19 protein-coding genes and 5 pseudogenes are annotated in these 26,918 nt (G+C 68.3%); 8 read left to right on the top strand and 16 right to left on the bottom strand.

Annotated features, from left to right (window positions below; translation table 11 throughout):
* Positions 1 to 88 precede the first annotated feature (88 nt).
* Positions 89 to 1,413, bottom strand: a pseudogene (locus tag AZL_RS24415) (IS256 family transposase).
* 152 nt (positions 1,414 to 1,565) lie between these two features.
* Here AZL_RS24415 and AZL_RS24410 point away from each other — a divergent pair.
* The 4 genes and pseudogenes from AZL_RS24410 to AZL_RS34730 all read left to right on the top strand — a co-directional run.
* A pseudogene (locus AZL_RS24410) lies at positions 1,566 to 2,342 on the top strand (IS256-like element ISAli7 family transposase); the annotation flags it as partial.
* A gap of 174 nt (positions 2,343 to 2,516) precedes the next feature.
* Complete coding sequence (gene istA / locus AZL_RS24405) at positions 2,517 to 4,031, top strand: IS21-like element ISAzs2 family transposase (protein ID WP_012973785.1); 1,515 nt, start codon at positions 2,517 to 2,519, stop codon at positions 4,029 to 4,031.
* Between the two features lie 10 nt (positions 4,032 to 4,041).
* Positions 4,042 to 4,797, top strand: coding sequence for an IS21-like element ISAzs2 family helper ATPase IstB (gene istB, locus AZL_RS24400; RefSeq protein WP_012972684.1), 756 nt, complete (start codon positions 4,042 to 4,044; stop codon positions 4,795 to 4,797).
* 154 nt (positions 4,798 to 4,951) lie between these two features.
* A pseudogene (locus tag AZL_RS34730) lies at positions 4,952 to 5,389 on the top strand (transposase); the annotation flags it as partial.
* Here AZL_RS34730 and AZL_RS24390 read toward each other — a convergent pair.
* The 3 genes and pseudogenes from AZL_RS24390 to AZL_RS24375 form a co-directional block, all read right to left on the bottom strand.
* Positions 5,353 to 6,846: pseudogene (locus tag AZL_RS24390) on the bottom strand (recombinase family protein); the annotation flags it as partial. The pseudogenes AZL_RS34730 and AZL_RS24390 overlap by 37 nt on opposite strands.
* Before the next feature lie 474 nt (positions 6,847 to 7,320).
* A complete protein-coding gene (tnpB, locus tag AZL_RS24380; RefSeq protein ID WP_012977096.1) occupies positions 7,321 to 7,479 on the bottom strand; it encodes an IS66 family insertion sequence element accessory protein TnpB in 159 nt (52 codons plus the stop codon).
* Positions 7,476 to 7,868: an IS66-like element accessory protein TnpA gene (locus AZL_RS24375; RefSeq protein ID WP_012973093.1), complete on the bottom strand. Its 393-nt coding sequence runs from the start codon at positions 7,866 to 7,868 to the stop codon at positions 7,476 to 7,478. The genes tnpB and AZL_RS24375 overlap by 4 nt, the downstream gene beginning before the upstream one ends.
* A 96-nt stretch (positions 7,869 to 7,964) precedes the next feature.
* On the opposite strand from AZL_RS24375, the pseudogene AZL_RS24370 reads away from it, so the two are divergent.
* The 3 genes and pseudogenes from AZL_RS24370 to AZL_RS24360 all read left to right on the top strand — a co-directional run.
* Positions 7,965 to 9,035 (top strand): annotated as a pseudogene (locus AZL_RS24370) (IS1380 family transposase); the annotation flags it as partial.
* A gap of 322 nt (positions 9,036 to 9,357) precedes the next feature.
* The gene (locus AZL_RS24365; protein WP_042445216.1) at positions 9,358 to 10,683 is read left to right on the top strand and encodes a solute carrier family 23 protein; all 1,326 of its coding nucleotides are present in this window, start codon (positions 9,358 to 9,360) and stop codon (positions 10,681 to 10,683) included.
* Between the two features lie 283 nt (positions 10,684 to 10,966).
* Positions 10,967 to 11,950: a LysR family transcriptional regulator gene (locus AZL_RS24360; RefSeq protein WP_012977093.1), complete on the top strand. Its 984-nt coding sequence runs from the start codon at positions 10,967 to 10,969 to the stop codon at positions 11,948 to 11,950.
* 9 nt (positions 11,951 to 11,959) lie between these two features.
* Here AZL_RS24360 and AZL_RS24355 read toward each other — a convergent pair whose 3' ends face one another.
* From AZL_RS24355 to deoC, 8 genes are all read right to left on the bottom strand, one after another.
* Positions 11,960 to 13,603 (bottom strand): FGGY-family carbohydrate kinase, encoded by a 1,644-nt coding sequence (locus tag AZL_RS24355; protein ID WP_012977092.1) that lies wholly within the window; start codon positions 13,601 to 13,603, stop codon positions 11,960 to 11,962.
* A 24-nt stretch (positions 13,604 to 13,627) separates the two neighbouring features.
* Positions 13,628 to 14,551 (bottom strand): ribokinase, encoded by a 924-nt coding sequence (gene rbsK / locus AZL_RS24350; RefSeq protein WP_012977091.1) that lies wholly within the window; start codon positions 14,549 to 14,551, stop codon positions 13,628 to 13,630.
* Positions 14,552 to 14,581: 30 nt separating this feature from the next.
* On the bottom strand, positions 14,582 to 15,667 hold the full coding sequence (locus AZL_RS24345) for an aldose 1-epimerase family protein (RefSeq protein ID WP_012977090.1): 1,086 nt from the start codon (positions 15,665 to 15,667) through the stop codon (positions 14,582 to 14,584).
* 38 nt (positions 15,668 to 15,705) lie between these two features.
* Positions 15,706 to 16,698 (bottom strand): ABC transporter permease, encoded by a 993-nt coding sequence (locus tag AZL_RS24340; RefSeq protein WP_012977089.1) that lies wholly within the window; start codon positions 16,696 to 16,698, stop codon positions 15,706 to 15,708.
* A gap of 12 nt (positions 16,699 to 16,710) precedes the next feature.
* Positions 16,711 to 17,688 carry an ABC transporter permease gene (locus AZL_RS24335; protein ID WP_012977088.1) on the bottom strand — a complete coding sequence of 326 codons (978 nt, stop codon included), beginning with the start codon at positions 17,686 to 17,688 and terminating at the stop codon, positions 16,711 to 16,713.
* Positions 17,689 to 17,699: 11 nt separating this feature from the next.
* Entirely contained in the window at positions 17,700 to 19,202 is a 1,503-nt protein-coding gene (locus tag AZL_RS24330) for a sugar ABC transporter ATP-binding protein (RefSeq protein ID WP_012977087.1), read from the bottom strand.
* An 84-nt stretch (positions 19,203 to 19,286) separates the two neighbouring features.
* Positions 19,287 to 20,333 carry an autoinducer 2 ABC transporter substrate-binding protein gene (locus AZL_RS24325; RefSeq protein ID WP_012977086.1) on the bottom strand — a complete coding sequence of 349 codons (1,047 nt, stop codon included), beginning with the start codon at positions 20,331 to 20,333 and terminating at the stop codon, positions 19,287 to 19,289.
* A 183-nt stretch (positions 20,334 to 20,516) separates the two neighbouring features.
* Positions 20,517 to 21,188, bottom strand: a complete 672-nt coding sequence (gene deoC, locus AZL_RS24320; protein WP_012977085.1) for a deoxyribose-phosphate aldolase — start codon at positions 21,186 to 21,188, stop codon at positions 20,517 to 20,519.
* 266 nt (positions 21,189 to 21,454) lie between these two features.
* Between deoC and AZL_RS24315 the strand changes: the two genes are divergently transcribed.
* Positions 21,455 to 22,222 carry a DeoR/GlpR family DNA-binding transcription regulator gene (locus tag AZL_RS24315; protein WP_086935465.1) on the top strand — a complete coding sequence of 256 codons (768 nt, stop codon included), beginning with the start codon at positions 21,455 to 21,457 and terminating at the stop codon, positions 22,220 to 22,222.
* A 13-nt stretch (positions 22,223 to 22,235) separates the two neighbouring features.
* Here the strand turns inward: AZL_RS24315 and AZL_RS24310 are convergent, their stop codons facing one another.
* Genes AZL_RS24310 through AZL_RS24295 form a run of 4 tightly spaced genes read right to left on the bottom strand, consistent with a single transcriptional unit; the run spans position 22,236 to position 26,918 of the window.
* Complete coding sequence (locus tag AZL_RS24310; RefSeq protein ID WP_012977083.1) at positions 22,236 to 23,138, bottom strand: UbiA family prenyltransferase; 903 nt, start codon at positions 23,136 to 23,138, stop codon at positions 22,236 to 22,238.
* The gene (gene eboE / locus AZL_RS24305) at positions 23,114 to 24,307 is read right to left on the bottom strand and encodes a metabolite traffic protein EboE (RefSeq protein WP_012977082.1); all 1,194 of its coding nucleotides are present in this window, start codon (positions 24,305 to 24,307) and stop codon (positions 23,114 to 23,116) included. Before eboE ends, AZL_RS24310 begins: the two co-directional genes overlap by 25 nt.
* Entirely contained in the window at positions 24,307 to 25,500 is a 1,194-nt protein-coding gene (locus tag AZL_RS24300; RefSeq protein ID WP_012977081.1) for a 3-dehydroquinate synthase, read from the bottom strand. The genes eboE and AZL_RS24300 overlap by 1 nt, the downstream gene beginning before the upstream one ends.
* Positions 25,497 to 26,918, bottom strand: a complete 1,422-nt coding sequence (locus AZL_RS24295; protein WP_012977080.1) for an alkaline phosphatase family protein — start codon at positions 26,916 to 26,918, stop codon at positions 25,497 to 25,499. Before AZL_RS24295 ends, AZL_RS24300 begins: the two co-directional genes overlap by 4 nt.

Below are 26,918 nucleotides of genomic sequence, written 5' to 3'. Positions count from 1 at the left end.
TGTCCGCGAAGGTGGTGGAAATTTGGTGATCGCCCTGGGGGTGGGGCATGCCTGCGGGAGCTATGCAGGAAACTGGGTGACGGTCTGGTCAGGCGGCGTTCTGTGACGCGGGCTCGATGACCTCGATACCGTTGCGGAATGTGACGCCCCGGATGACCTTGGGCAACTGGTTTTCGCCCTGCAAGCGGCGCCAGGTCTTCGAAGCGGCGGTGATCAGTTTGAAAACCATCAGCTTGGCGGTTTCTTGCGAGAGCGCGCCCTTGGTGCGGACGGTTCGGTGTCGGACGGTAGCGAACACGCTCTCGATGGGATTGCTGGTCCGGATGTGATCCCAGTGTTCGGCCGGGAAGTCGTAAAAGGCGAGCAACTCGGCGCGGTCCTTGGTCAGGCACTCCACCGCCTTGGCGTACTTGATCGCGTATTTCTTCACAAACGTCGCCATGGCGGTTTCCGCGGCGGCGCGGTCCGGGGCCATCCAGATCTCCCGCAAGTCCTGCTTCATCGCCGGCTGCACCGTTTTGGCCACCTTGTTCAGGATGTTGGCGGCTTTGTGCACCAGCACCGTTGCTGCCGGGTGGTGGGGAATATCTCCTCCAGCGCTTTCCAGAAGCCGAGCGCCCCATCGGCGACCGCGAGTTCCGGGGCGATGGTGAGGCCGCGCGCTTGGATGTCCACAAGCAGTTCGCGCCAGCTTTGCGCGCTCTCACGCACGCCGACCTGGAAGCCGACCAGTTCCTTCCGGCCCTCCGGGGTGGCGCCGATGATCACCAGCATGCACTCGGCCACCGGCTCCATGCGGGCCTGCAGGTAGACGCCGTCGGCCCAGATGTAGACGTAGCGCCGGGCCGACAGGTCGCGCCGTTGCCAGCGTGCGTAGTCGGCCGCCCACTCCTCCTTGAGCCGGCCGATCACCGAGGCTGACAGGTTCGGGGCGTCCTTGCCGAGCAAGGCGCTCAGCGCCTCCTGAAAGTCGCCGGTGGAGACGCCGCGCAGGTAGAGGATGGGCAGCAGCGCGTCCAAGCTCTTGGTACGCCGTGCCCAGCGCGGCAGAATCCCCGAGGTGAACCGGATCCGCTCGCCGTCATCATCGGCCCCGCGGTCGCGCACCTTGGCCCGCCGAACCTCCACCGGCCCAATGCCGGTCTGGATCGCGCGCTCCGGGCCGTAGCCATGTCGGACGACCCGCTCGCGGCCGTCCGGCAGCTTGAGGTCGTTGACACGTTCCGGGAGGCCAGGAAGCTTTCCACCTCCGCCTCAATGGCCTGTTCAAGCAATCGGCGCGCTCCCGCGCGCAGGATGGCCGTCAGTGGATCGCCGATCTCCTCCGGCTGACGTAACCGGACAACCTTGCTATCCTCGGTCATGGCGTATCGCTCCTCTGGAGGTTCGGGCAGGCTCGTCACCCGCCTCGATACGCCGCCTTCCTCACACCGTCATCACCCACTTTCCCGCATAGCTCGGGCATGCCCCACCCCCAGGGCGGCGTCTTGCGCGAAAGAGGTGGTCATTGGGCCGGTCGGCTAGAGTGGAGTTGCGCACTTCCTCTTGCCCGAAGGACCACCCCAATGACCGAGGACAGTATGGCACTGGCAGACCTGCTCCAGAAGGCCGGCGACGGCGATTTTCTGCGCGCCGTCGCCGAGACGGTGCTGCAGATGCTGATGGAAGCCGACGTCGAAGGCCAGATCGGCGCCGGGCGTCACGAACGGAGCGCCGAGCGGCAGACCTACCGCAACGGCTACCGCGACCGGGCGCTGGATACGCGCCTGGGCACGCTGAACCTGCGCATCCCCAAGCTGCGTCAGGGCAGTTACTTCCCCCCCTTTCTCGAAGCCCGCAAGACCAGCGAGAAAGCCCTGGTGGCGGTGATCCAGGAAGCCTGGATCGGCGGTGTCTCGACCCGCCGCGTTGACGAGTTGGCCCAGGCGATGGGGCTGTCGGGGATCTCGAAGTCGACGGTCTCCAAGCTGTGCCGAGACATCGACGAGCGGGTCAACGCCTTCCTCGACCGTCCGCTGGAGGGCGACTGGCCTTACCTGTGGCTGGACGCCACCTACCTCAAGCAGCGCGAGGGGGGACGCATCGTCTCCGTCGCCGCCATAATCGCCGTGGCCGCCAACACCGAGGGCAAGCGCGAGATCGTCGGCCTGCACATCGGCCCGTCGGAAGCCGAGGTGTTCTGGAGCGATTTTCTCAAGAAACTCAAGGCCCGCGGCCTGAAGGGCGTGAAGCTGGTGATTTCCGATGCCCATGAAGGGCTGAAGGCCGCCATCGCCCGTGTCATGGGCGCCACTTGGCAGCGCTGCCGAGTCCACTGGATGCGCAACGCGCTCGCCTATGTGCATATTTCGGCGGAAAGCACCCAGCGGGAACGGCGGAAAGCGCCCGGGCAGAACGGTGAAAGCGCCCAGCCGTTTCGGTGAATTCGCCCACCCGTAGGAGTGGTGGTATCGGGGTCCGAACCAGCCTTTGGCATCCCCATGATCTTTCCACGGCACAGGCCAAGGAGGATCGGGATGCCCCGAGCGAGGTCGGACATGCGGCGGATCAGAGAAGTCCTTCGTCTGCGGGATGAGTTTGGCGCCAGCCAACGGCAGATTGCCGATGCCTGCCGGCTGCCGCGCAGCACCGTGCGCGATTACCTGGAGCGGCTACGGGCCTCCGGGCTGCAGTACGCGGATGTGCTGGGCTGGACGGACGTCGAGCTGGAGGAGCGGCTGTTCCCGCCTCCGGTCACGTCGGCGCGCCCGGTGCCCGACTGGCGGCACATCAGCCGGGAACTCGGCCGCCGTGGCGTAACGCTGCGGCTGCTGTGGGAGGAATACCTGGAGGTCCATCCCGGCGGCTATCGCTACACCCAATTCGTCCAGCATTTCCGGGCATGGCAGGGTGCTCATGCCGAGCCGCGTCTGCGCCGGGAACATCGGCCGGGGGCGGCGATCGAGGTTGATTACGCTGGGATGACGCTGACCGTCGGGCTCGGCGCTGAGGCGCGGCAGGCCCAGGTGTTTGTCGCCTGCCTGCCGTATTCGGGCTACGTCTATGCCGAGGCGACCTGGACCCAGCAGGCGGAGGAGTGGCTGGCCTCCCACGCCCGGCTGTTCGAACATCTGGGCGGCGTGCCGGGCAAGCTGGTGCCGGATAACCTCAAGGTCGGCGTCAGCCACGCCTCCTTCTACGATCCGGCGATCAACCCGGCTTATCACGATCTCGCCCGGCACTACCGCACCGCCGTCCTGCCGGCCCGGGTGCGGCGCCCGCGCGACAAGCCCAGCGCCGAGAACGGCGTGCAGCAGGTCGAGCGGCGGGTGCTGGCCCCGCTGCGCGATACGCCCTTCGCCACGCTGGACGCCGCCAACGCGGCCTTGCGCGACAAGCTGGCCACCCTCAATGCCGCTCCCTTGAGCCGCCGGCCGCAGGACACGCGCGCCGGCCTGTTCGCCGCCGAGGAGCAGCCGACCCTGCGCCCCTTGCCGCCGGACCGCTTCGTGCCGGGCACCTGGGCGCGCCACAAGGTCCCGCCCGACTATCATCTCGCTCTCGACGGCGGCGTCTACTCGGTGCCCCACACGCTGATCGGCAAGACGGTCGACGTGCACAGCACCGCCGGCGTGATCAGCGTCTTCCTGCGCGGCAAGCGGATGGCCTGCCATGTCCGCCGGCAGGACGGCGCCACCGTGACGCTGGACGCCCATCGCCCCGCCAACCACCGGGCCGTCGCCCGCTTCACCCCCGATGCCATCCAGACCGAACTGGCCGCCATCGGCCCGGCCGCCGCGCTGCTGTTCGAACGCATCCTGGCCGGCGCCGATCACCCCGAACAGGCGGTGCGGGCCGGGATCGGCCTGATCCGCTTGGCGGCCACCCACGGCACCAGCCGGCTGGAGCAAGCCTGCCAGGCGGCGCTGGAGGCCAACGTCGGATCCTACCGCTACGTCCAGCGCTGGTTGACCGCTCCCCCGGCCACAACGGCGGACGCGGCCGGTGCCGGCGAGCACACCAATCTGCGCGGCCCTTCCTACTATCACTGACGGAGATACGATGATGAAGCACGTCAACCACGAGCGGCTGCGCCAGTTGCGGCTGTACGGCATGGCCAAGGGGTTGGAGGCGCTGGAACGCCTGCCCGATCGCGGCCAACTGGCCTTCGACGAGCAGTTGGGCACGCTGATCGAGCGGGAAGCGGCAGAGCGCGCCAACACCGCACTCGCCAGCCGACTGAAACGTGCCCGGCTGCGCCAGACGGCCTGCCTGGAGGACCTCGACCTGCGCACCCCGCGTGGGCTCGATCGCGGTGTTGTGCGCGAGCTGGCCACCGGGCGCTGGGTGAAGGAGAACCGGCCGGTTCTGATCACCGGCCCGACCGGGATCGGCAAGACCTGGCTGGCCTGTGCACTCGGCAACCAGGCGGCGCGGGAAGGCCACAGCGTACTCTACACCCGGCTGACCCGCCTGCTGGACGATCTGGCCACCGCCCGCCTGGACGGTTCGCTCGCCCGGCTGCTGCGACGGATCGCCCGGCTCGACCTGCTGATCCTGGATGACTGGGCGATGACCGAGCTGACCGCGCCTCAGCGCCTGGACCTGATGGAGGTGATCGATGACCGCCACGACCGGGCCGCAACCATGCTGGCCACCCAAGTTCCCGTGGCCAACTGGCATCGGCTCATCGGCGATGCCACCTACGCCGACGCCATCCTCGACCGCCTCGTGCATCGGGCCTACCGCATCGACCTGCATGGCGACTCCATGCGCCGCACCAAGGCCGATGCCGCCAGCGAAACCCCCGACACCTAAGGCCGGTGCTTGGCAACCAAACCCACAACCTTCATAACGTAAATCCAGGGTTCGGCCCCGGCTCCCACCAGCTTGCAATTCGGGTGGGCGCTTTCGCCGAAACGGTGGGCGCTTTCAACCGAAACGCCTGGGCGAATTCGCCGAAATACGCACCTATGTGCCCAAGGCCCAGAACTCCATGGCCGCCGCCGCTCTGCGCCAGGCCTTTCTCCAGCCCGACGCCGAAGCCGCTTACCAAGCCTTCCGCCATATCGCCGAGCAGATGCGCGACCGATGGCCCAAGCTGGCCTCCTTCATGGACAGCAGCGAGCATGACGTGCTCGCCTACATGGGCTTTCCTGCCCAGCATCGCACCAAGCTGCACAGCACCAACACCTTGGAACGCCTGAACAAGGAGGTCAAACGCCGCGCCGACGTCGTCGGCATCTTCCCAGGTGAGGCATCCATCATCCGACTGATCGGCGCGGTGCTCCTCGAACAGAACGACGAATGGCAGACCCAGAACCGCTACATGCAGGTCGAGGCCATGGCCGAGCTGACGCCGGCCAGTGAAAGCCAATCGGCCATCACCTCTCCACCCAAGGCCGCCTGAACAATGGCCATCTCAGCGCGCATCCGAATTTCCACCATCTTGACGGACGCTATCTCGGCAATCCGACGTTCGATCTGCGCCACCCGTTCCAGAGCCGTATTCCAGCGCGCTTCCAGTTCTCTCACAACATGGCGCTTTTCCGGCTCCACGAGGTCGTACCGGCGAGCCGCCAACGAGGCATCATAGCGGGCCGCCTCCAACTCGCGCTCCAGCGCTGCCCGCTCTTCCGCCCCCGCCGCAGCCGCCTGGTCGGCGGCAAGCAGGGCAGCCTCCACCGCTCTGGTAGAGACGGCTTCCAGCATCTGCGCCACGACCGCCCGGTCGACACGAATACCGCCGATGCCGATGCACAGACCGACACCGACATGGGCATCGTCACCTCGGCATTGGTACCGGTGGGCATGCCCCGACTGCATGCCGTAGAAGACCCGCATCTTGCGACCGCAGTGCCCGCACCGGACCAGCCCGGTCAACAGAGCACGGCCACCACGGCCAGCTTTGCGGGCGGCACGCTTCTGCATGTGGGCATTTTCCTCGAGCATGCGCTGATGCTCCTCGAACTCGGCCCAGGTGATGTAGCCCTCGTGGTTGTCGCGCAGCAGGGTATTCCAGTCGGTGCGCTCTCGTTTATGCCCGCTCGTCTTCCGAGCCCGACCCTCGACAACGCGAGTCCGATTACCCCGTCGGCCGAACACGTAGGCGCCGGCATAGATCGGGTTCTGCAGGACCTGGATCACCGTGTGGTAGGCCGGCGGCTGCCAAAGGATTTTGCAGGCGATGAGGTTGCGCCGCACGACGGGGAGTGACAGCTCGGCGGCGCGCGCCCAGAGAAAAACTTGGCGGGCGCTGCCCAGTTCGCGGAACTTGCTGAACAGCATCCGGATCGCGCCGGCAACGCGCGCGTCAGGATCGATTTCGATCCGTCCGGCCTCGTTCCAGCAGTAGCCGGGCGGTAGCGTGAACCGCAGTTCGCCCCTACGGGCTTTTCCGTCTCGGGCTTCGATGCCGCGTTGACGCAGCAGGCTGAGTTCGTACTCCGACATTGTTCCCTTCAGGCCGAGCAGAAGGCGGTCGTTCAGCAGCCTTGGATCATAGACCCCATCTGGGTCGACGACCAACGCCCCAGCCAGAGCACAAAGGTCAATGAGGTGGTGCCAATCCCGGCCGTTGCGGGCCAGCCGCGATGCCTCGATGCAATAGACGGCACCGACGGTGCCGGCGCAGACCGCCGCCACCAGCTTCTGAAAGCCAGGACGGCATTCGAGGCCGGAACCGGAGCGGCCAAGGTCCTCATCGATGATCATGACATCGACGAACCCAGCCGCCCGTGCGGCATCAGCCAAGTCATACTGTCGGCGACGGCTTTCCGTGTGGTTGATCAATTGACCAGGTGTGGATTGGCGAACATAGATCGCGGCACCGCGGCCCAGATGATCAACGGTGATCTTGGTGCTCATGGGCCTCCTCCCTGTTCTCCATGTCGAGATGGGCGCCCACAGCTTCCAAGAGGAGATCCGCCAGTACTTGCACGACTTCGTCCGGAACGGCGATGTCCTGAAGCGGAACAGAGAGAGCGAGCGAGAGTTGGGACGTCGGCCGCGGTCGTCTGGTCATCGGCAACCTCCTCCGTGGGTGAGTTGTCCGATGCTGCGCCGTCGCCGATCGAGTCCCGCAGATCCGAGAGAACTGCCGCCAATGCGCTAAGGGCTGCGACTGTGGTCTGCGGCGGACACAATGCCGCCATATCAAGGCAGTAGGCCGCGTCGCACATCCAGGCCGGCAATTCCCGGGCGGTATCAGGGCGTTCCTCGAGCCACAGGACGGAGTGACCACCACGTACTGTCCGGCTCACCACCCTCAATGTCTTCCCGTACAGCGGGTGCCACGGATACTCCACGCGAGCCGACTCGAAACTGTATGCTGAATGACGCTCAATCCCCGCGACGTCCACGGAAGACGTATAAATCGCCGGCATGGGGATCGCGGCCAAGACCCTCCTGGACCTTCAGCGCCAGAGAGTTCATCCCGCAGCGCATGTCGGTGACCCCGCCCGCCAGCCAGACCCGAACGCCCGAGGGGACCGGGATCATGCCGACCGTCCCGACAGCGCGGCGATCACCGTGCCGACCAGGGCCGGATCGACCGGGCCGGTGATGCGCAAGCGCGCCGTCGCGAATTCGACCTCGATGAGACCGGCTGGTGGGGCCGCTGGCGCCGCTGTCGGCTCTGCCACCTCCTCCGGTGCCGGAGCGTCGGTGGCGACGGTGATCGGCATGAAGGCGGGCAGCCGGGGCTGCTGACCGAAGAACTGGCGGCGCCAGCGGTACAGCAGGCTGACGTCCACGCCCAGGCGCCGGGCGACTTCGGTCGCCTTGACGCCCGGCTGGAACGCCTCTTCGACCAGCCGCAGCTTCTCCTCGTCGCTGAACTGCCGCCGCCGCTCCTGGCCCGTGATCACCTCGACGCGTTGGATAGTCATAGGGACTGCCATAGGGATAGCCATAGGGACAGGCACAATGATTCAGCTTCCCCGCTCGGTCACAAGGCGGCGCTCGGCGGAGGGGTACGAAGCACGCGCCACGACCCGGTGTTCAAAATGGCGCTCGGCCAGCAGCCCGGTTCGGGCCGGGCGGCGTGCTCACAATCGACCATCTCGCGGATGGAGAACCTGTCCGATGTCCGGGCGCTGCTGCGCATGGGCCGGGCCATGGTCGATCTTTACTGCGCGTCGTTCCGCAACGTGCCCAAGCGGATCACGCTCGACATCGACGACACCTTCGACGCGGTGCATGGCGAGCAGCAGTTGCGCCTGTTCAACGCCCATTACGACGAATACGGTTTCCAACCCATCGTGGTGTTCGATGGCGAAGGCCGCTTCGTCGCCGCCGTGCTGCGTCCCGCCAAGCGGCCGAAGGGCGTGGAAATCCGCGCCTTCCTGCGCCGTCTGCTGCGCGCGATCCGCGCCAATTGGCCCAAGACCACCATCCTGTTGCGCGCCGACAGCCATTATTGCTGCCCGGAGGTGCTGGACTGGTGCCGCGCCAACGGCATCGACTTCATTTTCGGCGTGGCCCCGACCACCACCTTGCGCCGCCATGTCGAAACCCTGGAGGCCAGCACCCAAGCCCGGTTCGGCGCCGCCCCCGATGGCGAAAAGCTGCGCCGCTTCAAGGAATTCCACGACGGTGCCGCCAGTTGGAGCCGGGTCGAGCGCATCGTCGCCCGTGTCGAAGCCAGGCCGGGCGGCACCGACAGCCGCTTCGTCGTCACCAGCCTGAAAAGCGGCAACGCCCGCACGCTCTATCAGGACATTTACTGTCGGCGCGGTCAGGCTGAGAACCACATCAAGTCCTGGAAAACCCATCTGGCCGCCAACCGCACCTCTTGTTGCACGGCCACCGCCAACCAGTTCCGCCTGTTCCTGCACGCCGGAGCTTATTGGCTGATGTGGTCCTTGCGTTCGATGATGCCCAAGCGCTCATCCTGGCGCGTCGCCCAATTCAACACCTTGCGCCTGCGCTTGATCAAGATCGCTGCCCGCGTCATCGAGATGAAGACGCAGATCAAGCTGCATCTGCCCTCCGCCGCGCCTTATCAGGACATCCTGCGCCTCCTCCTCAGCCGCCTGCCGCGATTGGTCACCTGACCGCCGGGGCAACCTGCCCACAAGAAACCCCGCCGCCTCAACCCGCCAAACCAATCGCACAAAGCCGTGCCGTTCTCGGCAGGCAACGGAAGGGCATGCCCGCCGACAACCTTAACGGGAGTGACTGCCGCAAGCCAGTCTCCCCGCCGAAGCGCGGTGCATAATGGCGGTTAGCTTTCAGACGCGATTGCCCTGGGTGAGCGCGCATTCGACGGTCAGCGCACAAAAATGTGGCGCAACGCCCTCGCAGGCGCCAAAAAGCGGGCGACCATTCACCCACCGGCGCCATCGCCGTTCCATCCCCTCTTCGGACCAAACCTCCATGGCAGATTTCTTCCCGCGCTGGCCGCTCGCGACCGGCCCCGTCGTCCAGCCTGACGAGCGGCTTCCCTGGGGCGCGACGCTGACACTCGGCATCCAGCATCTCGTCGCCATGTCGGGCTCGACCATCCTCGGGCCGCTGCTGATGGGGTTCGATCCGAACCTCGCGGTGCTGTTCTCCGGCATCGGCACCCTGCTGTTTCTCCTGCTCACCGCCGGGCGGGTGCCGAGCTATCTCGGGTCCTCCTTCTCCTTCATCGCCGTGGTGATCGCGGTGACCGGCTACAGCGGCCAGGGGCCGAATCCGAACATCGGGCCGGCGCTCGGCGGCATCATCGCGGCCGGCGTCGTCTATGTCCTCATCGGCCTGCTGGTCAGCCGCACCAGCACCGGCTGGATCGAGCGGCTGATGCCGCCGGCGGTCACCGGCGCCGTCGGCGCGGCGATCGGCCTCAACCTGTCGCCGGTCGCCGTCAAGGGCATCGAGGGGACGGGGCCGCACACCCTGGTCGCGCTGTTCACCCTGGCCGCCACCGCCCTCATCGCGGTTTACGCCCCGCTCGCCATCCGCCGGCTGTCGATCCTCGCCGGCATCGCCGCCGGCTACGCCTTCTATCTCGTGCTCGCCAACGGCCTGGGCCTGCTGCCGCCGGTCAGCTTCGCCGAGCTCGACGCCGCCCCCTGGTTTGGCCTGCCGGCCTTCCGCAGCCCGACCTTCGATGCCGGCGCCATGGCGCTGGTCGCCCCGATCGCCTTCATCCTGGTCGCCGAGAATCTTGGCCACATCAAGGCGATCGGCGCGATGACCGGGCGCAACCTCGACCGCTTCATCGGCCGCGGCTTCATCGGCGACGGCATCGCCACCATCATTTCGGGCAGCGGCGGCGGCACCGGCGTCACCACCTATGTCGAGAATATGGGCGTGATGGCGGTCACCCGCGTCTTTTCCACCCTGATCTTCGTCGTCGCCGCCATCGCCGCCATCCTGCTGGGCTTCTCGCCGAAATTCGGCGCCCTGCTGCGGACGATCCCGGCGCCGGTGCTGGGCGGGCTGGCCACCGTCGTCTTTGGCCTGATCGCCGCGGCGATGGTGCGGCTGTGGGTCGACAACCGCGTCGATTTCTCCGATCCGCGCAACCTCATCACCGTCGGCGTCACGCTGGTGCTCGGCGCCGGCAACTTCACCGTTTCGGCCGGCGGCTTCGCCATCGGCGGCATCGGCACCGCGACCATCGCCGCGCTTGGCCTCTACCAGCTGCTCGGCATCGGGCGGGCGCGCGAGGCCACCGCCGCCGCCGCCCAGCCGTCGGGCCCGACGCTCCACTGACCCGCCGTCCCGGCCTTTTCGCAAAACCCATCGCGAAAGGACCAGAATCCTATATTCTCTCCGCAAGACCGTCCCTCCCTCCCCCTCCGGGGAGAGGGTCGGGGTGAGGGGGATGCACCAGGTGACTTTCCCGAAGGTCCCGCCGCGCCCCCCACCCAACCCTCTTCCCGTGGCGAAAGAGGCCGCCCCCCTTGAACCGCGTCCGCCCGATCGCTATTCGCCTGTCATCGGCGGACCGTCTCCCCACCGGCGGGGGGCATGGCTGAAAGGGATGGGATCCGGTATGGACAAGCTGCATGCGATGCGCGTCTTCATCCGCGTGGTCGAGGCGAACAGCTTCTCGAAGGCGGCGGAAACGCTGGGGCTGCCGCGCGCCTCGGTGACGACGACGGTCCAGAATCTGGAAGCGGCGCTGGGCGTGCGCCTGCTCCAGCGCACCACCCGCAAGCTCAGCCTGACGCTGGACGGCGCGGCCTATCTGGAGGGCGCCAGCCGCATCCTGTCGGAGATCGACGAGATCGAATCCACCTTCACCAGCGCCCGCAAGACGCCGCGCGGCCGGTTGCGGGTGGATATGCCGGGCTCCATCGGCCGGCTGGTCATCATCCCCTCGATCCATGAATTCCACGCCAAATACCCCGACATCGACCTGATGCTGGGGCTGGGCGACCGCGCCGTCGACCTGATCCAGGAGGGGGTGGACTGCGTCGTCCGTGTCGGCGAGCTGGCCGATTCCAGCCTGCTGGCGCGGCGCATCGGCGCCATCCAGCAGATCACCTGCGCCAGCCCGGCCTATCTCGCCGAGCATGGCGAGCCCCGGACCATCGAGGATCTGGAGCGCCACATCGCGGTGAATTATTTCCACAACCGCACCGGCCGCAATCTGGAGCTCTGCTTCCAGCGCGACGGCGTGCTGGAGGAGGTCGCCATGAAGGGCGTCATCGCCGTCAACGACGCCGACGCCTATGTCACCTGCGGGCTGGAAGGGCAGGGCATCCTGCAACCCGGCCGCTTCATGGTGCTGCCGCACCTGCGCAGCGGCGCCCTGCGCGAGATCCTCGCCGATTGGCGGCCGCCCCGGATGCCGATCTCCGCCGTCTACCCGCAGAACCGCCACCTGTCGCCCAAGGTGCGGGTGTTCGTCGACTGGCTCGCCGAACTGTTCGAGCGCTGCCCGCTGCTCCAGGGCGAGGAGCTGCCGGGCGACCTCTGCGAGCAGCGCAAGGCGCCGAAGGAGCGGGAAGAGCTGCGCGACTGCGTGGCGTGAGACGGCCCTCTAACCGGCCTGCTCCATCAGGCCGCGATAGGCCATCTGGTCCTCGTGCAGGCGCAGGAACACCGCGTATTTGGCGTCGTGATAGGCCCGCAGCGCTCCGCCGGCCGGCTCGATGCGGCGGCCGGCGCGGCTCATCCCGGCCATGACGGCGGCGATGTCGGGAAAGGCGCCGCCCGCCACCGCCCCCAGCATGGCGGCGCCCAGCAGCACCGCCTGCGGCTCCTCCGGCAGGACCAGGGTGCAGCCGGTGGCGTCGGCATGCGCCTTCAGGAACACCGGATTCCTGGTGCCACCGCCACAGGCGAGGATGGTGTCGATGGCATAGCCCCGCCCGTTCATCGCCGCGACGATGTGCCGGGTGCCATAGGCCACCGCCTGCACCGTCGCCAAATAGAGCAGCGCCAGATCCTCCAGCCCGTCGGACAGCCGCAACCCGCTGATCGCCCCGCGCAGGCTGGCGTCGGCGCGGGGCGAGCGGTTGCCGTGGAAGTCGGGCAGCACATGCAGCTCGCGGGTCAGCAGAGCCATCGGAACGCCGCTACGCTCGGCCAAGCGCGCCAGCTCCTCGTTCAGCAGCTGGTAGATGGTGGTGTCGTGCCGCCGCGCCTCCGTTACCAGCTCGGCATGGCGGGGATGGCTCCGCACCACATGGTCGATCAAGGCACCGGTCGCCGACTGCCCGCCCTCGTTCAGCCACAGCCCCGGCAGCATGGCCGAATGGTAGGGGCCCCAGACGCCGGGGATGAAGCGCGGCGCCGCCGCCGGGCTCATCACCATGTGACAGCTCGACGTGCCGCCGATCAGCGCCAGCCGCCGGTCGAAATCGATCGGCTCCCCGGCGGAGACCGTCGCCCCGATCACCCCGATCCCGCCGGCATGGGCGTCGATCATCGAGGTGCCGACGGCGATGCCCGGCGTCAGGCCAAGCTCGCGCGCCGCCTCGGTACTCAGCCCGCCGGCGATGGCGCTGCCGACCGCGCCGACCTCGGTGCCGATGCGAACATGCCCCTCCACCACCAGATCGCCGAGCCCGATGGCGCGGAGATAGCCGTCGTCCCACCGCCCCTCATGCCCCAGATAGGTCCATTTGCACACCAGCGAGCACAGCGACCGCCGCGCCGACCCGGTGGCCCGCCAGGTCAGGAAGTCCGGCAGATCGAGGAAATGGGCGGCCCTGCTCCAGCTCCGCGGCAGGGTCTCCTTCAGCCACAACAGCTTGGGCGTCTGCATCTCCGGCGACAACCGGCCGCCGACATAGCGCAGCACCTCATGGCCGCCGGCATTGATGCGGCCGGTCTGGTCGATGGCGCGATGGTCCATCCAGACGATGACGTTGCGGGAATCGTCGCCCTCCGGATCGACCGTCACCGGCCGCCCGGCGGCGTCGAGCACCACCAGCGAACAGGTGGCGTCGAAGCCGATGCCGACCACCTCCGGCGTCTCGGCGCAGGCCGCCAGCGCCTCCCGCACGGCGGCGCAGACGGCGGCCCAGATGTCGTCGGAGGATTGCTCCGCCCACTCCGGATCGGGCTTCCACATCCGGATTGGGCGGGAGGCGGCGGCCAACCGGTGGCCGGCAAGGTCGAAGATGCCGGCCCGCGCGCTGCCGGTCCCCACATCCACCCCGATCACGGCGCGTGTCATGGCGTCTTCTCCTCCGTCCAACGGTCACAGGCTGGCGCAGAACGCCTCGAACGCCTCGCGGCTGGCGTAGGATTTCTGGGTGCCCGGCCGGGTGATGCTGTCGGCGGCATAGCGCACCGCCTTATGCAGGGCGGCGTCGAGGTCGCGGTTCTCGACATAATAGCGGGCGAAGCTGCCGATGAAGGCGTCGCCGGCCCCGGTGGTGTCGACCGGCGTCACCCGCACCGGCTCGATCCGCCGCGTCTCCTCGCCCTTGGTCACCAAAAGCGCGCCACGGGCGCCCAGCGTGACGATCACCGTGCGGATGCCGCGCCCGATCAGCGCGCGCGCCGCCGTCTCGGCTTCCGCCTCCGACGTTACGGCCAAGCCGGAGATGGTCGCCAGTTCGGTCTGGTTCGGCACCAGGAAGGTGACCTGTTCGATCCGCTTGGGGTCGAGATCGGCGGGGGCCGGGGCCGGGTTCAGCAGGGTCTCGATGCCGTGCCGCGCGCCAAACGCGATGGTGTGATAGATGGTCTCCAGCGGGACTTCCAGCTGCATGACGATCAGGTCGCAGCCCTTCAGATCCTCGGCCGCGCGGTCGATGTCGGCTGGCGACAGCAGGGCGTTGGCGCCCTTGATGATCAGGATGCTGTTCTCGCCCGACGGCTCGACGAAGATCGGGGCGACGCCGCTGGAGGTGCCGGGCACCCGCTCGACATACCGGGTGTCGATGCCCGACTCTTTGAGGTTGCGGATGGTGTTGTCGGCGAAGATGTCGTCACCGACCTTGGTGACCATCATGACCTCGGCCCCCAGCCGGGCGGCGGCGATGGCCTGGTTGGCGCCCTTGCCGCCGCAGCCCATTTCGAAGCGCGGCGCCTCGATGGTCTCGCCGGGGGCGGGCATGCGGTCGGTGTAGGTGATCAGGTCGACCATGTTGCTGCCGACCACGGCGATCTTGCCCATCTTCTGCGACTCCTCTCACAACACCCCAAATCACAGCGCCCGGATGGCGCATTCCTCGGCTTCGGCCTCGTCGGCGGTCAGATAGCCCAGCCGCACCGAGAAGCGCCGGGTCTCGCCGCCCGCCAGCGTCTGGACATTGCCCTTGGCGCTCTCCGCCTTGTGGCCCTCCGGCTCGCAGGTGGCGGGCAGGGCGAAGGCGCAGACCTTCTGGTCGCTGTTGACCAGAACCCAGCGCACCGTCTTGGGAAACTCCCGCGTGCTGTAGGCGATGTGGAAGGCGTCGCCCTCGCGCCGCCGCATCATCACCGCGGTGCCGCCTTCCTGGTCGGTGCGCAGCCCACGGATGTAGAAGACCTGCTCCGGGTCGTAGCGCTGCGGCTCGTCCAGCACCTCCATCACCGCCGGATCGCGGGCGAGGTCGGACAGCAGCGCGTCATAGGCCGGGCCGCGCGGCACATGGGCCGGCACCACCGTGCGCACCGCCGTCGCCTCCGGCGTGAAGGGGGCGGGCTGGACGATGCGCGCGCCCTCGGCGAAGGCGAAATTGACATGGCACATGTACATCAGGTCCATCGCCGCACCCGACAGGTTCTCCACCGCCATCGCGATGTCGAACAGGGCGGAGCCGGGGCGCAGCACCACGCGCGGACGGGCGACATAATGGGCGCCGAAGCCCATCACATACTCGCGCCGGCCGGTGACGGCCATGTAGGGGCCTTCGTCGTCCTCCCCCACCTCCAGCCCGGCGGCATCCATCGGGGCGCAGGGCATCTCGCCATGCAGCGGATGGCTGTCCTGCGGGCCGGGGCAGCCGTTGCGCAGCAGCCCGGAATGGAAGGCGAAACAGCCATAGGTGCCGACGATCTCGCTGGCGGGGCGCGGCATGTCGAACATGTTCGCCATCGTCAGGTCGATGCCGTCGAACACCGCGTCCCACACCATCTGGCCGTAATAGGGCAGCACCACCAGATGGCCGCGCCGGTTGGACAGCCGCACCGCCTCGATCCCGCTATCATAGCGGAACAGGCTGGCGGTCATGCCGTGCGCCTCGGCGACCGGGCGTTCGGCCTCGCCGAAGAAGCTTTTGCGGAAATGGATCGCGGTTCGGACGCTCATGGGATTTCCTCCCTATCGGAAGCCGGTCTGGAAACCGGCTAGCGGGTGCGGTTCTTGTAGGCGTTGATGGCGATGACCAGCAGAAGGAACGCTCCCCAGATGAAGTCGATCAGGTGGTTGGAGAAGCGCAGGATCTGGAAGCCGCTCGACAGCAGCATCAGCGCCGCCACCGCGATGGTGATGCCCAGCACGGTGCCGCGTCCGCCGGCCGGGTTGGTTCCGCCCAGCACCGCGATCAGCACCGCCTGCAACAGGTAGGAGTTGCCGTAATCCGACTTCGCCGCGTTGGTCCGCCCCGACAGGATGATCCCGGCGACCGAGGCCAGCACGCCGGTCAGCATGTAGCTGTACAGCACCATCCGCTCCCGCTTCAGCCCGGCGAACAGCGCCGCCTTCGGGTTGGTGCCGATCAGCATCAGGTTGATGCCGAGCGCGGTGCGGGTCAGCATGAAGGCGATCAGCGCGGCGATCACGATGAACAGCACGAAGGGCGTCGCCAGCCCGAGGATCTTGCCGTTGCCGAGAAAGGCCCAGGCGGTGGGGAAGCCGACGATGGCCGGTCCGCCGGTCAGCACGATGGCAACGCCGGTGAAGACCTGCCCCGTCCCCAGCGTCGCCAGGATCGGCGTGATGCCGAGGCGCGTGATCAGCAGCCCGTTGACCGTTCCCGCCACCAGCCCGGTGCCGAGCGCGATGACGCCGCCGAGCAGGACGGTCAGGAGGCTGCTGTCGGCGATGCCGGCCGCTCCCGCCATCTTGTGGAACAGCACGCCGGCCAGGATGCCCGACAGGTTGGCGACCCCCACCACCGACAGGTCGATGCCGCCCGTGAGCATGGCGATCATCATCGCGATGGAGAGCAGCCCCAGCTCGGGGAAGATGTAGGTGATCGATTCGAAGTTGTAGTAGCGCAGGAACTTGTCCGGGCTGAGCGCCGTCATCACGGCGAAGATCAGCACCGTCATCACCAGCAGCTGGACGATGTTGTTGTCGCGGTTGATCAGGCTGCGGATGTTCATTTGGGTTTTCATGCTCCCGCCTCCTCACGCCGCCCGGCGGCGGTCGCGCCACGCCGACAGGGCGGTCGCGGCAATGACGATCAGACCCACGACGACGAGCTGCCAGGTGGTGTCAACGCGCATGATGATCAGGCTGTTCTTGACCATCACCAGCATGAAGACGCCGAGCATGGTGCCGAGCACGCTGCCGCGCCCGCCGAAGATCGACGCCCCGCCCAGCACCACCGCGGCGATGACGTCCAGCTCGAGACCCACGAAGTCGCGCGGGTTGGCCAGCCAGATCATGCCGCTGTGCAGAAGTCCGGCGAAACCGGCGAGCGCGCCGGCGACGCAGTAGATGAAGAAGATGGTCTTGCGCAGGTCGAAGCCGGCGCGGCGCGCCGCCTCCGGATCGCCGCCCAGCGCGTAGGCGCTGCGGCCGATCATGGTGTAGCGCAGCACCAGATGCATGGCGAGCGCCAGCCCCAGATAGATCAGCACCATCGCCGTCAGGCCATAGGTGGTGCCGTCGGCCTTGGTGACGCTGACCACGTCGGTGCGGGCGAAATCGATCAGCGCGGTCGGCATCTTGTTGATGTTGATCATGCTGGTGCCGACGACGCCCAGCAGGAAGCCGCGCACCATGGCGCTGGTGCCCAGCGTCACGATCAGCGGGATCATGCGGAACTTGTAGACGAAGAAGCCGTTCACCGCGCCGAACGCCAGCCCCATCAGGGTGGCGGCCAGCAGCGGCAGCACGACGCCGTTGTATCCCAGCGCCAGCATGCCCTTGATCGTCAGATACATGGCGGCGACGGCGAAGGCCGGGAACGACACGTCGATGCCGCCGGAGATCAGGACCAGCAGCACGCCCATCGCCATGATGCCGATGATGACGTTGCTGCGCATCAGGCTGAACAGGTTGTCGAGCTGCCAGAAGGCGGGGTTGATCGTGCCGATGAGGACCATGGCGAGCAAAAGGATGCCCGCGATGACCGTTTCCGACCGGCGGAGCAGGGCCATCGGTTCCTCCCTCAGGTAAAGGTCTTGAGCCGGTCGCTGACCGACTCCTCGGTGACGGCGGCGGCGGGCAGATCCTCGATGAAGCGTCCGCGATGCATCAGCACGATGCGGTTGCAGTTCTGCACCAGCTCCAGCACGTCGTCGGAGATCATCAGGACGGCGAGGCCGTGATGCTGCGCCAGCTCGCGGATCTTGGCGTGGATTTCCGCCTTCGACCCGACATCGACGCCGACGGTCGGACCGTTCAGGATCAGCACGCGGGCGTCGGTCAGCAGCCAGCGGGCCAGGACCACGCGCTGCTGGTTGCCGCCCGAAAGCTGCATCACCGGCTTCTCGGCGGTGGGGGTGGCGATCTGCATGGCGCGGACCATGCCCCGCGTCATCTCGTCGGCCCGCTCGCGGTCGATCACCAGCTTGGGCGCCAGCCGCTCATAGGAGGTGGCGAGCATGTTGCGCTTGATGCTTTGTGGCAGGAACAGCCCTTCGGTCAGCCGGTCCTCCGGCACATAGGCGATGCCGGCGTCGATCGCCTCCTGGGTCGTGCGCAGCCGCACCGGCGCGCCGTCGATCAGGATTTCGCCCTCGTGGCGCGGCACCATGCCGAAGAGCGCCAGCGCCAGATCGGTGCGGCCGGATCCCAGCAGGCCCGACAGCCCGACGATCTCGCCCGGCCGGATGGCCAGATCCAGCCCCTCGCATTTGCCGGGCACGGTCAGGCCGCGGATCTCCAGCCGCGGCGGCACCGGCGCGCCGGAGGGCGGGGTCCAGACATAGGGTTCGTTGAGGATGTCGCTGCCGGTCATGTGGCGGGTGATCAGCGCCTCGTCGAAGTCGCCGGTCGGCCCCTCCGCCACCTTGCGGCCGTTGCGGATGACGGTGATGCGCTCGCTGATCTCCAGCATCTCGCGCATCTTGTGGCTGACGAACAGGATGGCGATGCCGCGCGCCTGGATGTCGCGGACGATGCGGAACAGCGTCTCGACCTCCTTGCGGGTCAGGGCCGTCGTCGGCTCGTCCATGATGATCAGGCGGGCGTCGGACATCAGCGCGCGGGCGATGGCGACCAGCTGCTTGCCGGCGGTCGGCAGCGACGCCACCTCCGCATCCAGGTCGAGCTCGACGCCGAGCCGGTCCACCGCCTCGCGGGCGATGGCGCGGGTGCGCCGCCAGTCCATCAGCCGCCGCTTTTCGCCGAGATGGACGTTCATCGCCAGATTCTCGGCGACCGTCAGGTTCCCGAACAGCGAGAAGTCCTGGTAGATGACCTGGACGCCATGGGCGATGGCCTCGATCGGCGACATGCCGGGCATCGTCCGGCCGTCGATCAGGATCTCGCCGCCGTCCGGCTGGTAGACGCCGGACATGATCTTGATCACGGTGGATTTGCCCGAGCCGTTCTCTCCGGCCAGGCAATGGATCTCGCCGGGTTTGATGACCAGCGACATGGCGTCCAGCGCGACGACGCCGGAAAACACCTTCCGGATGTTCCGGAGTTCGATGAAACCGTCCGACATATCTTCCGCCCGGCGGTTCGAGGAAAGGGTGAAGACGCGGGCGCCGGCCGCCGCTTCCGGCCGCCGGCGCCCGTCCTCGGATCATCAGAAGTCGTAGGAGCCCATATTCTCCTTGGTGACGCCGACCCAGCCCTGGCCGTACAGCAGGTTGGCCTTGGCCCCCTGCGGCGTGGTCAGGTTGGTGTAGCCCGGCAGGCCCAGGTTCAGACCGGCCTTGATCTGGTCCTTCTTGCCGTTCAGCGCCATAACCGCCAGCATGTTCATGGCATAGCCGGCGACCGCCGGATCCCAGAACTGGATGTACTGGATGTCGCCCTGGGTCAGATACTGGCCGGCGACCGACACCAGACCGGTGCCGGAGAAGAACAGCTTGTTCTTCAGACCGCGTTCGGCCACCAGACGGCCGGCGCCGGCCGAGGTCGGCATCGGACCGCCGACGATGCCCTTCAGGTCCGGATAGGTCGTCAGGACCTCCTTCAGCTTGTTGTAGTCGGTGTTGGCGTCGTCATAGGTCTCCAGACGGTTGGTCACCATCTGCATCTTCGGGAAATGTTCCTTCTGATAGGCGATGGCGCCGTCGATCCACTCGTTCTGCGACTTCGAGGTCAGGCTGCCGACGGTGCAGACATATTTGCCCTCGCCGCCCATCGCCTTGCCCAGAACCTCCATCAACTTGGCGCCGTAGGCGAAATTGTCGAAGGCCTCCAGCACATAGTCGGCGTTCTGGATGTTCGACGCCTCATGCGCGATCACCACGATGCCGCGGTCGCGCGCCTTCTTCAGCACCGGCTCCACCGCCTCGACCGAGAAGGGGACGATGGCGATGGCGTCGACGCCCTGGGCGATCAGGTTCTCGACGAGCTGGACCTGGGCGGCGGCGTCGGCCTGGCTGGGGCCCACCATCCAGGTGTCGTGGCCGGTGTCGGCGGCGAACTGCTTCACGCCGTCGCGCATGCGGTCGAACCAGGCGATGCCGTCGACCTTCACCACGGTGGCGATGGTGTATTTCTTCTTGGTGGCTTCGGCCTTCAGCGTCTTGACGGCGTCCGGGGTCGGGACCGGATCGGCGGCCATCGCCGGTCCGGCGACCAGCGAAGCCGTGACGATGAGCGAGGACAGCAACTTCTTCATGTCGGCGTGACTCCCTTGAGAGGCGATAGGCGCCCTGCGGTGGGAGAACTCCTCGACCCACCGCCGGCACCGGGGTGTTTGCCACCCGCTGCGCGTTCCGTTTTTGGTGATGCCGTGCCGGGTGGGACGGACGGAACCCCCGCCCGACCGGCACGCCGTGCAGCGTGCGCGACGCCCGCGGCCTCAGCCGCCGACGATCGCCACGCTGGCGCTGGCGCCGATGCGCGAGGCGCCGGCCGCGATCATGCGGCGGGCATCCTCGGTGGTGCGCACGCCGCCCGACGCCTTGACGCCCATGCCGTCGCCGACGGTGCGGCGCATCAGCGCCACGTCCTCGACGGTGGCGCCGCCCCCGGCGAAGCCGGTGGAGGTCTTGACGTAATCGGCCCCGGCCTCCCGCGACAGGCGGCAGGCCAGGATCTTCTCGTCATCGGTGAGCAGGCTGGTTTCGATGATGACCTTCAGCAGGGCGTCGCCGCAGGCCCGCTTGACCGCGGCGATGTCGTCGAGCACCGCCGCCGTGCGGCCGGCTTTCAGCAGGCCGATGGGGATCACCATGTCCACCTCGCGGGCGCCGTGGCGCACCACCCATTGGGCCTCCTCCGCCTTGATCGCCGTGGGGTCGGCGCCGAAGGGGAAGCAGATCACCGCACAGGGCGCCACCGGGGAGCCGGCCAGCCGTTCGGTCACCAGCGGGATGAAGACGGGATTGACGCAGACCGCCTTGAAGGCGTGCGCACGCGCCTCGTCGCACAGCCGCTCGACTTCGGCGGGCCGGGCGTCCGGGCGCAACAGGGTGTGGTCGATGAACGGAGCCAGACCGGCCGGTTCCGTCGGAACGCTGGGTATCGGCATCTTGGTCCTCCCGGGGAGACCCTTGTCCTTGGGCCTCTCCTCGATTGTCGCAGGGTCGCCAACATCTGCGGTGCGGATGTTAACATCCTAACATTTTCTGAAAGGATAGTTTCATGATGCCGCGCTCTGTGTCAAGATCAATGCATGCGATTGTGATTCCGGCCATAATTCTCCTGCCCAAGGGGCCGTGCCATCGGGATTGACCCGTCTGGATCGCACGGTGCCGCCGGGCGCCGGGATGGACGGAAACGGTGTGGGATGGGGACATGTCGATGAGAAAGGCCGAGCGTCTGGACCGGTTGCAGAGCGCCCTGGAGGCCGGCGGCTATCTCCGGCTGAAGGATGCGGCCCAGTTGCTGGGTGTTTCGGAAATGACGGTGCGGCGCGACATCGCCTCCTGCGAGGGCCGCTTCGCCTATCTCGGCGGCTACATCGCCGGCGGGCCGGAGAGCGCCGGCGGCATGGGCTACATGCTGGACCGCGAGCGGGATGCCCATATCGAGATGAAGCGGGCGGCCTGCGAGGCGGCGGCGGGCCTGTTGAAACCGGGCGAGACGGTGTTCGTCGATTGCGGCACCACCACCACCCATCTGGCCAGCCGCATCCCGGCCGACAGCCGGATCACCGTGGTCTGTTACGCCATGAACATCGCGGAGATCGTCTGTAGGAAGCCGGGTGTCCGCGTGGTCATGCTGGGCGGCCTCTACCACGCCTCCTCGGCCTCCTTCTCCAGCCCGGAATCGCTGGAGATGCTGCGCGGCATCGGCATCAACACCGCCTTCATCTCGGCCGGCGGCGTGCATGAATCGCTGGGGATCAGCTGTTCCAACTTCCACGAGGTCGAGATCAAGCAGACCGCCATCGCCAACGCGGTCACCAAGGCGCTGGTGGTCGACAGCAGCAAGTTCGGGCAGGTCAAGCCGGCCTTCTTCGCCAAGCTCGACAGCTTCGACCTGCTGTGCTGCGACGGCGGACTGGGCGGCGAGCGGGCCGGACGGCTGGCCGCGGCCGGGCTGCGGGTCGTCCGGGCCTGAGTACCGCCTCCGGTCAGGTTCCCGGAACGATCCGCTGGAGCGCCAGGGTCGCCGGGAAGCACAGGGCGGCGACCAGCGCCAGCGGACCGGCGGAGCCGGCGGCGGCGACCAGAACCGCGTCGTAGAGCGCGATCGCGGCGATCAGCATCGCCACCGCGCGGGGGACGTCGCCGGGTACCCGGCGGAACAGCCGGTGCAGCGCCCAGCCCGTCGCCGCCGCCAGCGCCGTCCACAGCCCGAGCGCTGCCGGACTGCCGAGCGCGACCCACAGCGACCCGACCAGCGGAAGCGCCAGCACGCCGAGCGGCCAGGCGGTATCCAGCCGGTCATAGGCCTCCTGCCGGGCGGCGAAGGTCAGCCCGACGACATGGCAGAACAGCCCGCCCGCTCCCAGCAGCATCCAGGGCGCCAGCGCGCCGCCGCCTGCCGACCCTCCCGCGACGGTCGCCGCGGTGGTGTAGGACAGCAGCCGGCACAACCCCATGATCGCCGGGGCCGCCGCGGTGCGCTTGTGCAGGATGTCGTAGAGCAGGATGGTCCCGGCCAGCAGCGCGCCGCTCACCCCGGCCGCCGGACCGATGGCGGCCGTCAGGGCGACACCCAGTCCGATCATGACGAAGCCGGCGGCGAACACGACCGCTCGGCTGGCGTCGCCCTTGGGAATCGGGCGGGCCGGCCGTTCCCGCGCGTCGATCTCCGCGTCGAAGGCGTCATTGAGATACATGCCGCCGACATAGAACAGCGCCAGCACGATGGCCGCGCGGGCGATGCCTCCAAGGATGTCGCCGCCGGCCATGCCGACACCGGCCAGCGCGATGCCGGCGATCGCGTTGCTCAGCACCGTCGGCAGGTTGGAGACGCGGCCCAGGATCAGGGCCGCGCGCGGGCGGATCAGGACAGCCGTTCCAACACCCATCGCAGTTCCCTTTCAATTCCGTCGACGACGCTCATGGCGCCCGCGCCGCAGGCTTCGGCGGGCAGGACATCCCAGGTGTAGGTTTCGACCTCCAGATGCGGGGCCACCGGGTGGTTGCGGTGGATCTCCAACACCTGCTCCAGCGCGCCGCTGGTGGAGTCGAGCGGCGGTTCCGGCTCGGCGAAAAGCGGGACGTGGAAATGGACCCGCCATTCCTCCCCCTCTCCATCCTTCTCGCCACCCTTGCTTTCCAGCGCTTCCGGCAGATCGACGAAGCGCCGCGTCGTCCCGTCGGCCGCGCGGGTGACGGTCTGGTGGAGATAGACGGCGTCGCGGAAGGCGGCGATGCGTTCGCGCGCCACGGCATCGGCCCGCGCGATCCGCAGTGCGGCGCTCAGTTGCAGCTTGTGGATCGGGATGCCGGCGCCGGCCAGGGCGGCCAGCGCCTCCGCCGGCTCCTCGAAATTGACCGCCATGTGGCAGACGTCGAGGCAGAGGCCGAGATGGCGCGGCAAGGCCGCCGCCGCCTCGTCCGCCGTCAGGCCGGCAAGGGCGCCGAGCCGCTCCGCCGCCGCGCTGGTGAACAGGTGTTCGCCGAAGAAGGCGACGGCGTCGGCGGTGCTGTCCAGCAGGCACCAGGGTTCCGGCTCCAGCGCCAGCGCCACGCGGTGGCCGGTCTCCCGTTCCAGCCGGACCAGCCCGGCCACCGCCCGCAGCAGCCCGTCGGCCACCGCCGCCTCGCGTCCGCGCACCCGTGGCGCATAGCCGCCGGGCACCGTGCTGATCGTCGCGAAACCGCCCGGCGGGACCAGCGCCGCCATGGTCTCGGCCAGCGAGAGGCTGTAGGCGACGCGGTCGGCCGTCGTCCAGTCCGGCTCATAGACCGCCTGCTTGACCGGCGCGCCATGGAAGCGGCCATAGGGAAAGCCGTTCATGGTGTATGCGTGGAAGCCCTCCCCGGCGAAGATCGCCGCCAGCTCCGCCGCCACGTCCGGGTGCGCCGCCGCCTCCGCCGACAGGCGCAGCCCGACGCCGAAGGGCTGGTCGGGGCGGAGCCGGTGCTTGATCTCCCGCACCGGTCCCAACAGGGCGGCCCGCAACTCGGCGAAGCTCTGGGTCGGGTGGACGTTCAGGCAATAGCCGAGCGTGCCGCCGCCGGGCAGGCGCATCAGGCGGCCTCCCGCGCCGACAGCCAGCCGATGGCGCTTTCGACCAGGGCCGCGTCCATGGTGTTGACCTCGATGCCCCGGCCGATTCCCGCCAGCAGCGTGATGGTCAGCCGGCCGCCGAGATGCTCGCGGAACTCCTCCAGCCCGGCCAGAACCTGCGGTCGGCCCTCGCCGTCACGGCGGGCCAGCGCCGGGTGCCACAGGCGGAAACCCAGATGCTCCAGCAGGACGGCGACACGCAAATCCGCGCCTTCCGGCAGCAGTCCGGCCAGCACCGAATAGCGGGTGTCGAGCGCGATGCCGATCGCCACCGCCTCGCCATGGCGCAGATGGTTGCGGCTCAGTGTTTCCAGCTTGTGGGCGGCCCAATGGCCGAAATCGAGCGGACGGGCGCTGCCCTGTTCGAACGGGTCGCCGCCCTCGGCGATCTGGCGCATGTGCAGTTCGGCGCAGCGGCGGATCAGATGGGCGACGGCGTCGGCGTCGAACAGGGCCAGCGCATCGGCCGAGCGCTCCAGCCAGTCGAAGAAGGCGCCGTCGCGGATCAGCGCCACCTTCACCGCTTCCGCCATGCCGGCGATGCGGTCGCGCTGCGGCAGGCTGTCCAGGAAGGCGGCGTCGTTGACCACCGCCCAGGGCGGGGCGAAGGTGCCGATCTGGTTCTTGGCGCCGTTCATGTTGATGGCGCTCTTCACCCCGACCCCGGAATCATTCTGCGCCAACACCGTGGTCGGCATGCGCACCAGCCGCACGCCGCGATGGGCGGTGGAGGCGGCGAGGCCGACCGCGTCGAGGAAGGCGCCGCCGCCGACCGCCAGCACATAGGAATGGCGGTCGATGCCGTGTCCGAGGATGGCGTCGTGCATCTGCCCGATCAGGGCGGGGTCGTTCTTCACCGCCTCCCCACCCGGCAGCGGCCGGGGCGGCGCCACCAGGGTGGGCAGGTCGCCGCGCGCGGCGAAATGGGCGGCGATCGCCTCGGGCAGGGTCGGCCGCCCGGCCAGCACGCCCATGTCGACGAAGGCGAGGCAGCGCGGGCGCGGAACGGCCCCCGCCGTCCCCATCGCTTCGGCCAGGGTGGAATTGGCCGGGTCGAAGGCGTTCCGGGTGAAGGCGACGGCGTACTCGAAGGTGACGGCGAAGCGCCGGCGCAGGATGGGCGGGCGGACGTCCGCATGAAGCGTCGGGGTCATCGGACGGTCACCTCGTCGAACGAATGGTGCGAAAGGAAGGGCGAAGGGGTGGGGTCGAACAGATGGGCGAGCAGCAGGGACTTGACCGCTTGCGCCGGCACCGGGCCGTCGGGCAGCAGGCCGGGTTCGGAGGAAATCAGCAGCGGCCCGGCCTCCGCCCGGTCGGTCGGCCGGCCATGCGATCCCTTCACCAGCCCGGCATCGAGCGGGATCACGTCCATCAGCGTGCGGAAGCCCAGCGCCTTCTTCGCCAGCCGCCAGGCGATCGACGCCTTGGGCCAGGGCAGGGCGGGGTCGAGGAACAGCTCCGCCGGGTCATAGCCGGGCTTGCGGTGGATTTCCACGGTGCGGGCGAAGTCGGGCGCCCTGTCGTCGTCCAGCCAATAGGGATAGCTGAACCAGCGGTCGGCGCGGGCGACGGCGACCAGTTCGCCGGCGCGCGGGTGGCGGATGCCGGCGGCCCGCTGCGCCTCGGCATCCAGAACCCGCTCCACCCCGTCCAGCCCCAGCAGCAGGTCGCGCACCGCCGCCACCTGTTCGGGCCGGCGGACATAGACATGGGCAAGCTGATGGTCGGCGACGGCGAAGGCCTCCGACGCGCCGGGGTCGAGCAGCTCGCCACCCTGTTCCTCGCGCACCGCGATCAGCCCGGCCCAGCGCAGGGCGCGGTTGATGGCGACCGGGCCGCTGACGCCGGTGATGCCATATTCCGACAGCACGACGACCCGTGTTCCCTCGCGCTCCGCCGTCTCGATGAGCGGGGCGGCGAGGGCGTCGACGGCGGCCACCTGGGCGGGGATGCGCGGGTCGTCGGGACCCAGCCGTTGCAGGTCGTAATCGAGATGGGGCAGATAGACCAGCGACAGGCTGGGGCGGTATCGCCGCTCCACCTCCGCCGCGCAATCGGCGATCCAGCGGCTCGACACGATGTCGGCCCCCGGCCCCCAGAAGCGGAACAGCGGGAACGGACCCAGCGCCTGGGCCAGCTCGCCGCGCAGGGGGGCGGGGTGGGTGTGGATGTCCGGCAGCTTGCGGCCGTCGGCGGCATAGATCGGGCGCGGCGTGACGCTGATGTCGGCGCCGGAATACATATTGTACCACCAGAACAGCTTGGCCCCGACGAAGGCCGGGTCGCGCCGCCGCGCCTCCTCCCACAAGGTCTCGCCGCTGACCAGCCGGTTGCTCTGCTTCCAGAACAGGATCTCCGACAGATCGCGGTCATACCAGCCGTTGGCGACGCAGCCATGGCCGCCGGGGGGAAGCCCGGTCAGCATGCTGGCCTGCACCGAACAGGTGACCGCCGGCAGCACCGGCAGCAACGGGCGCATGCCGCGCGCCGCCAGACGGGAGATCGCCGGGGCGTGGGGCAGGAGGTCGGCGGTCAGCCCGACGATGTTCAGGACCAGCGTGCGCCTCAT

Source organism: Azospirillum sp. B510 (assembly GCF_000010725.1).
GTDB classification, from domain to species: Bacteria; Pseudomonadota; Alphaproteobacteria; order Azospirillales; family Azospirillaceae; genus Azospirillum; species Azospirillum lipoferum_B.
Note: the sequence above shows the minus strand (reverse complement) of the source record. Positions and strands in the feature narration are given on the sequence as shown.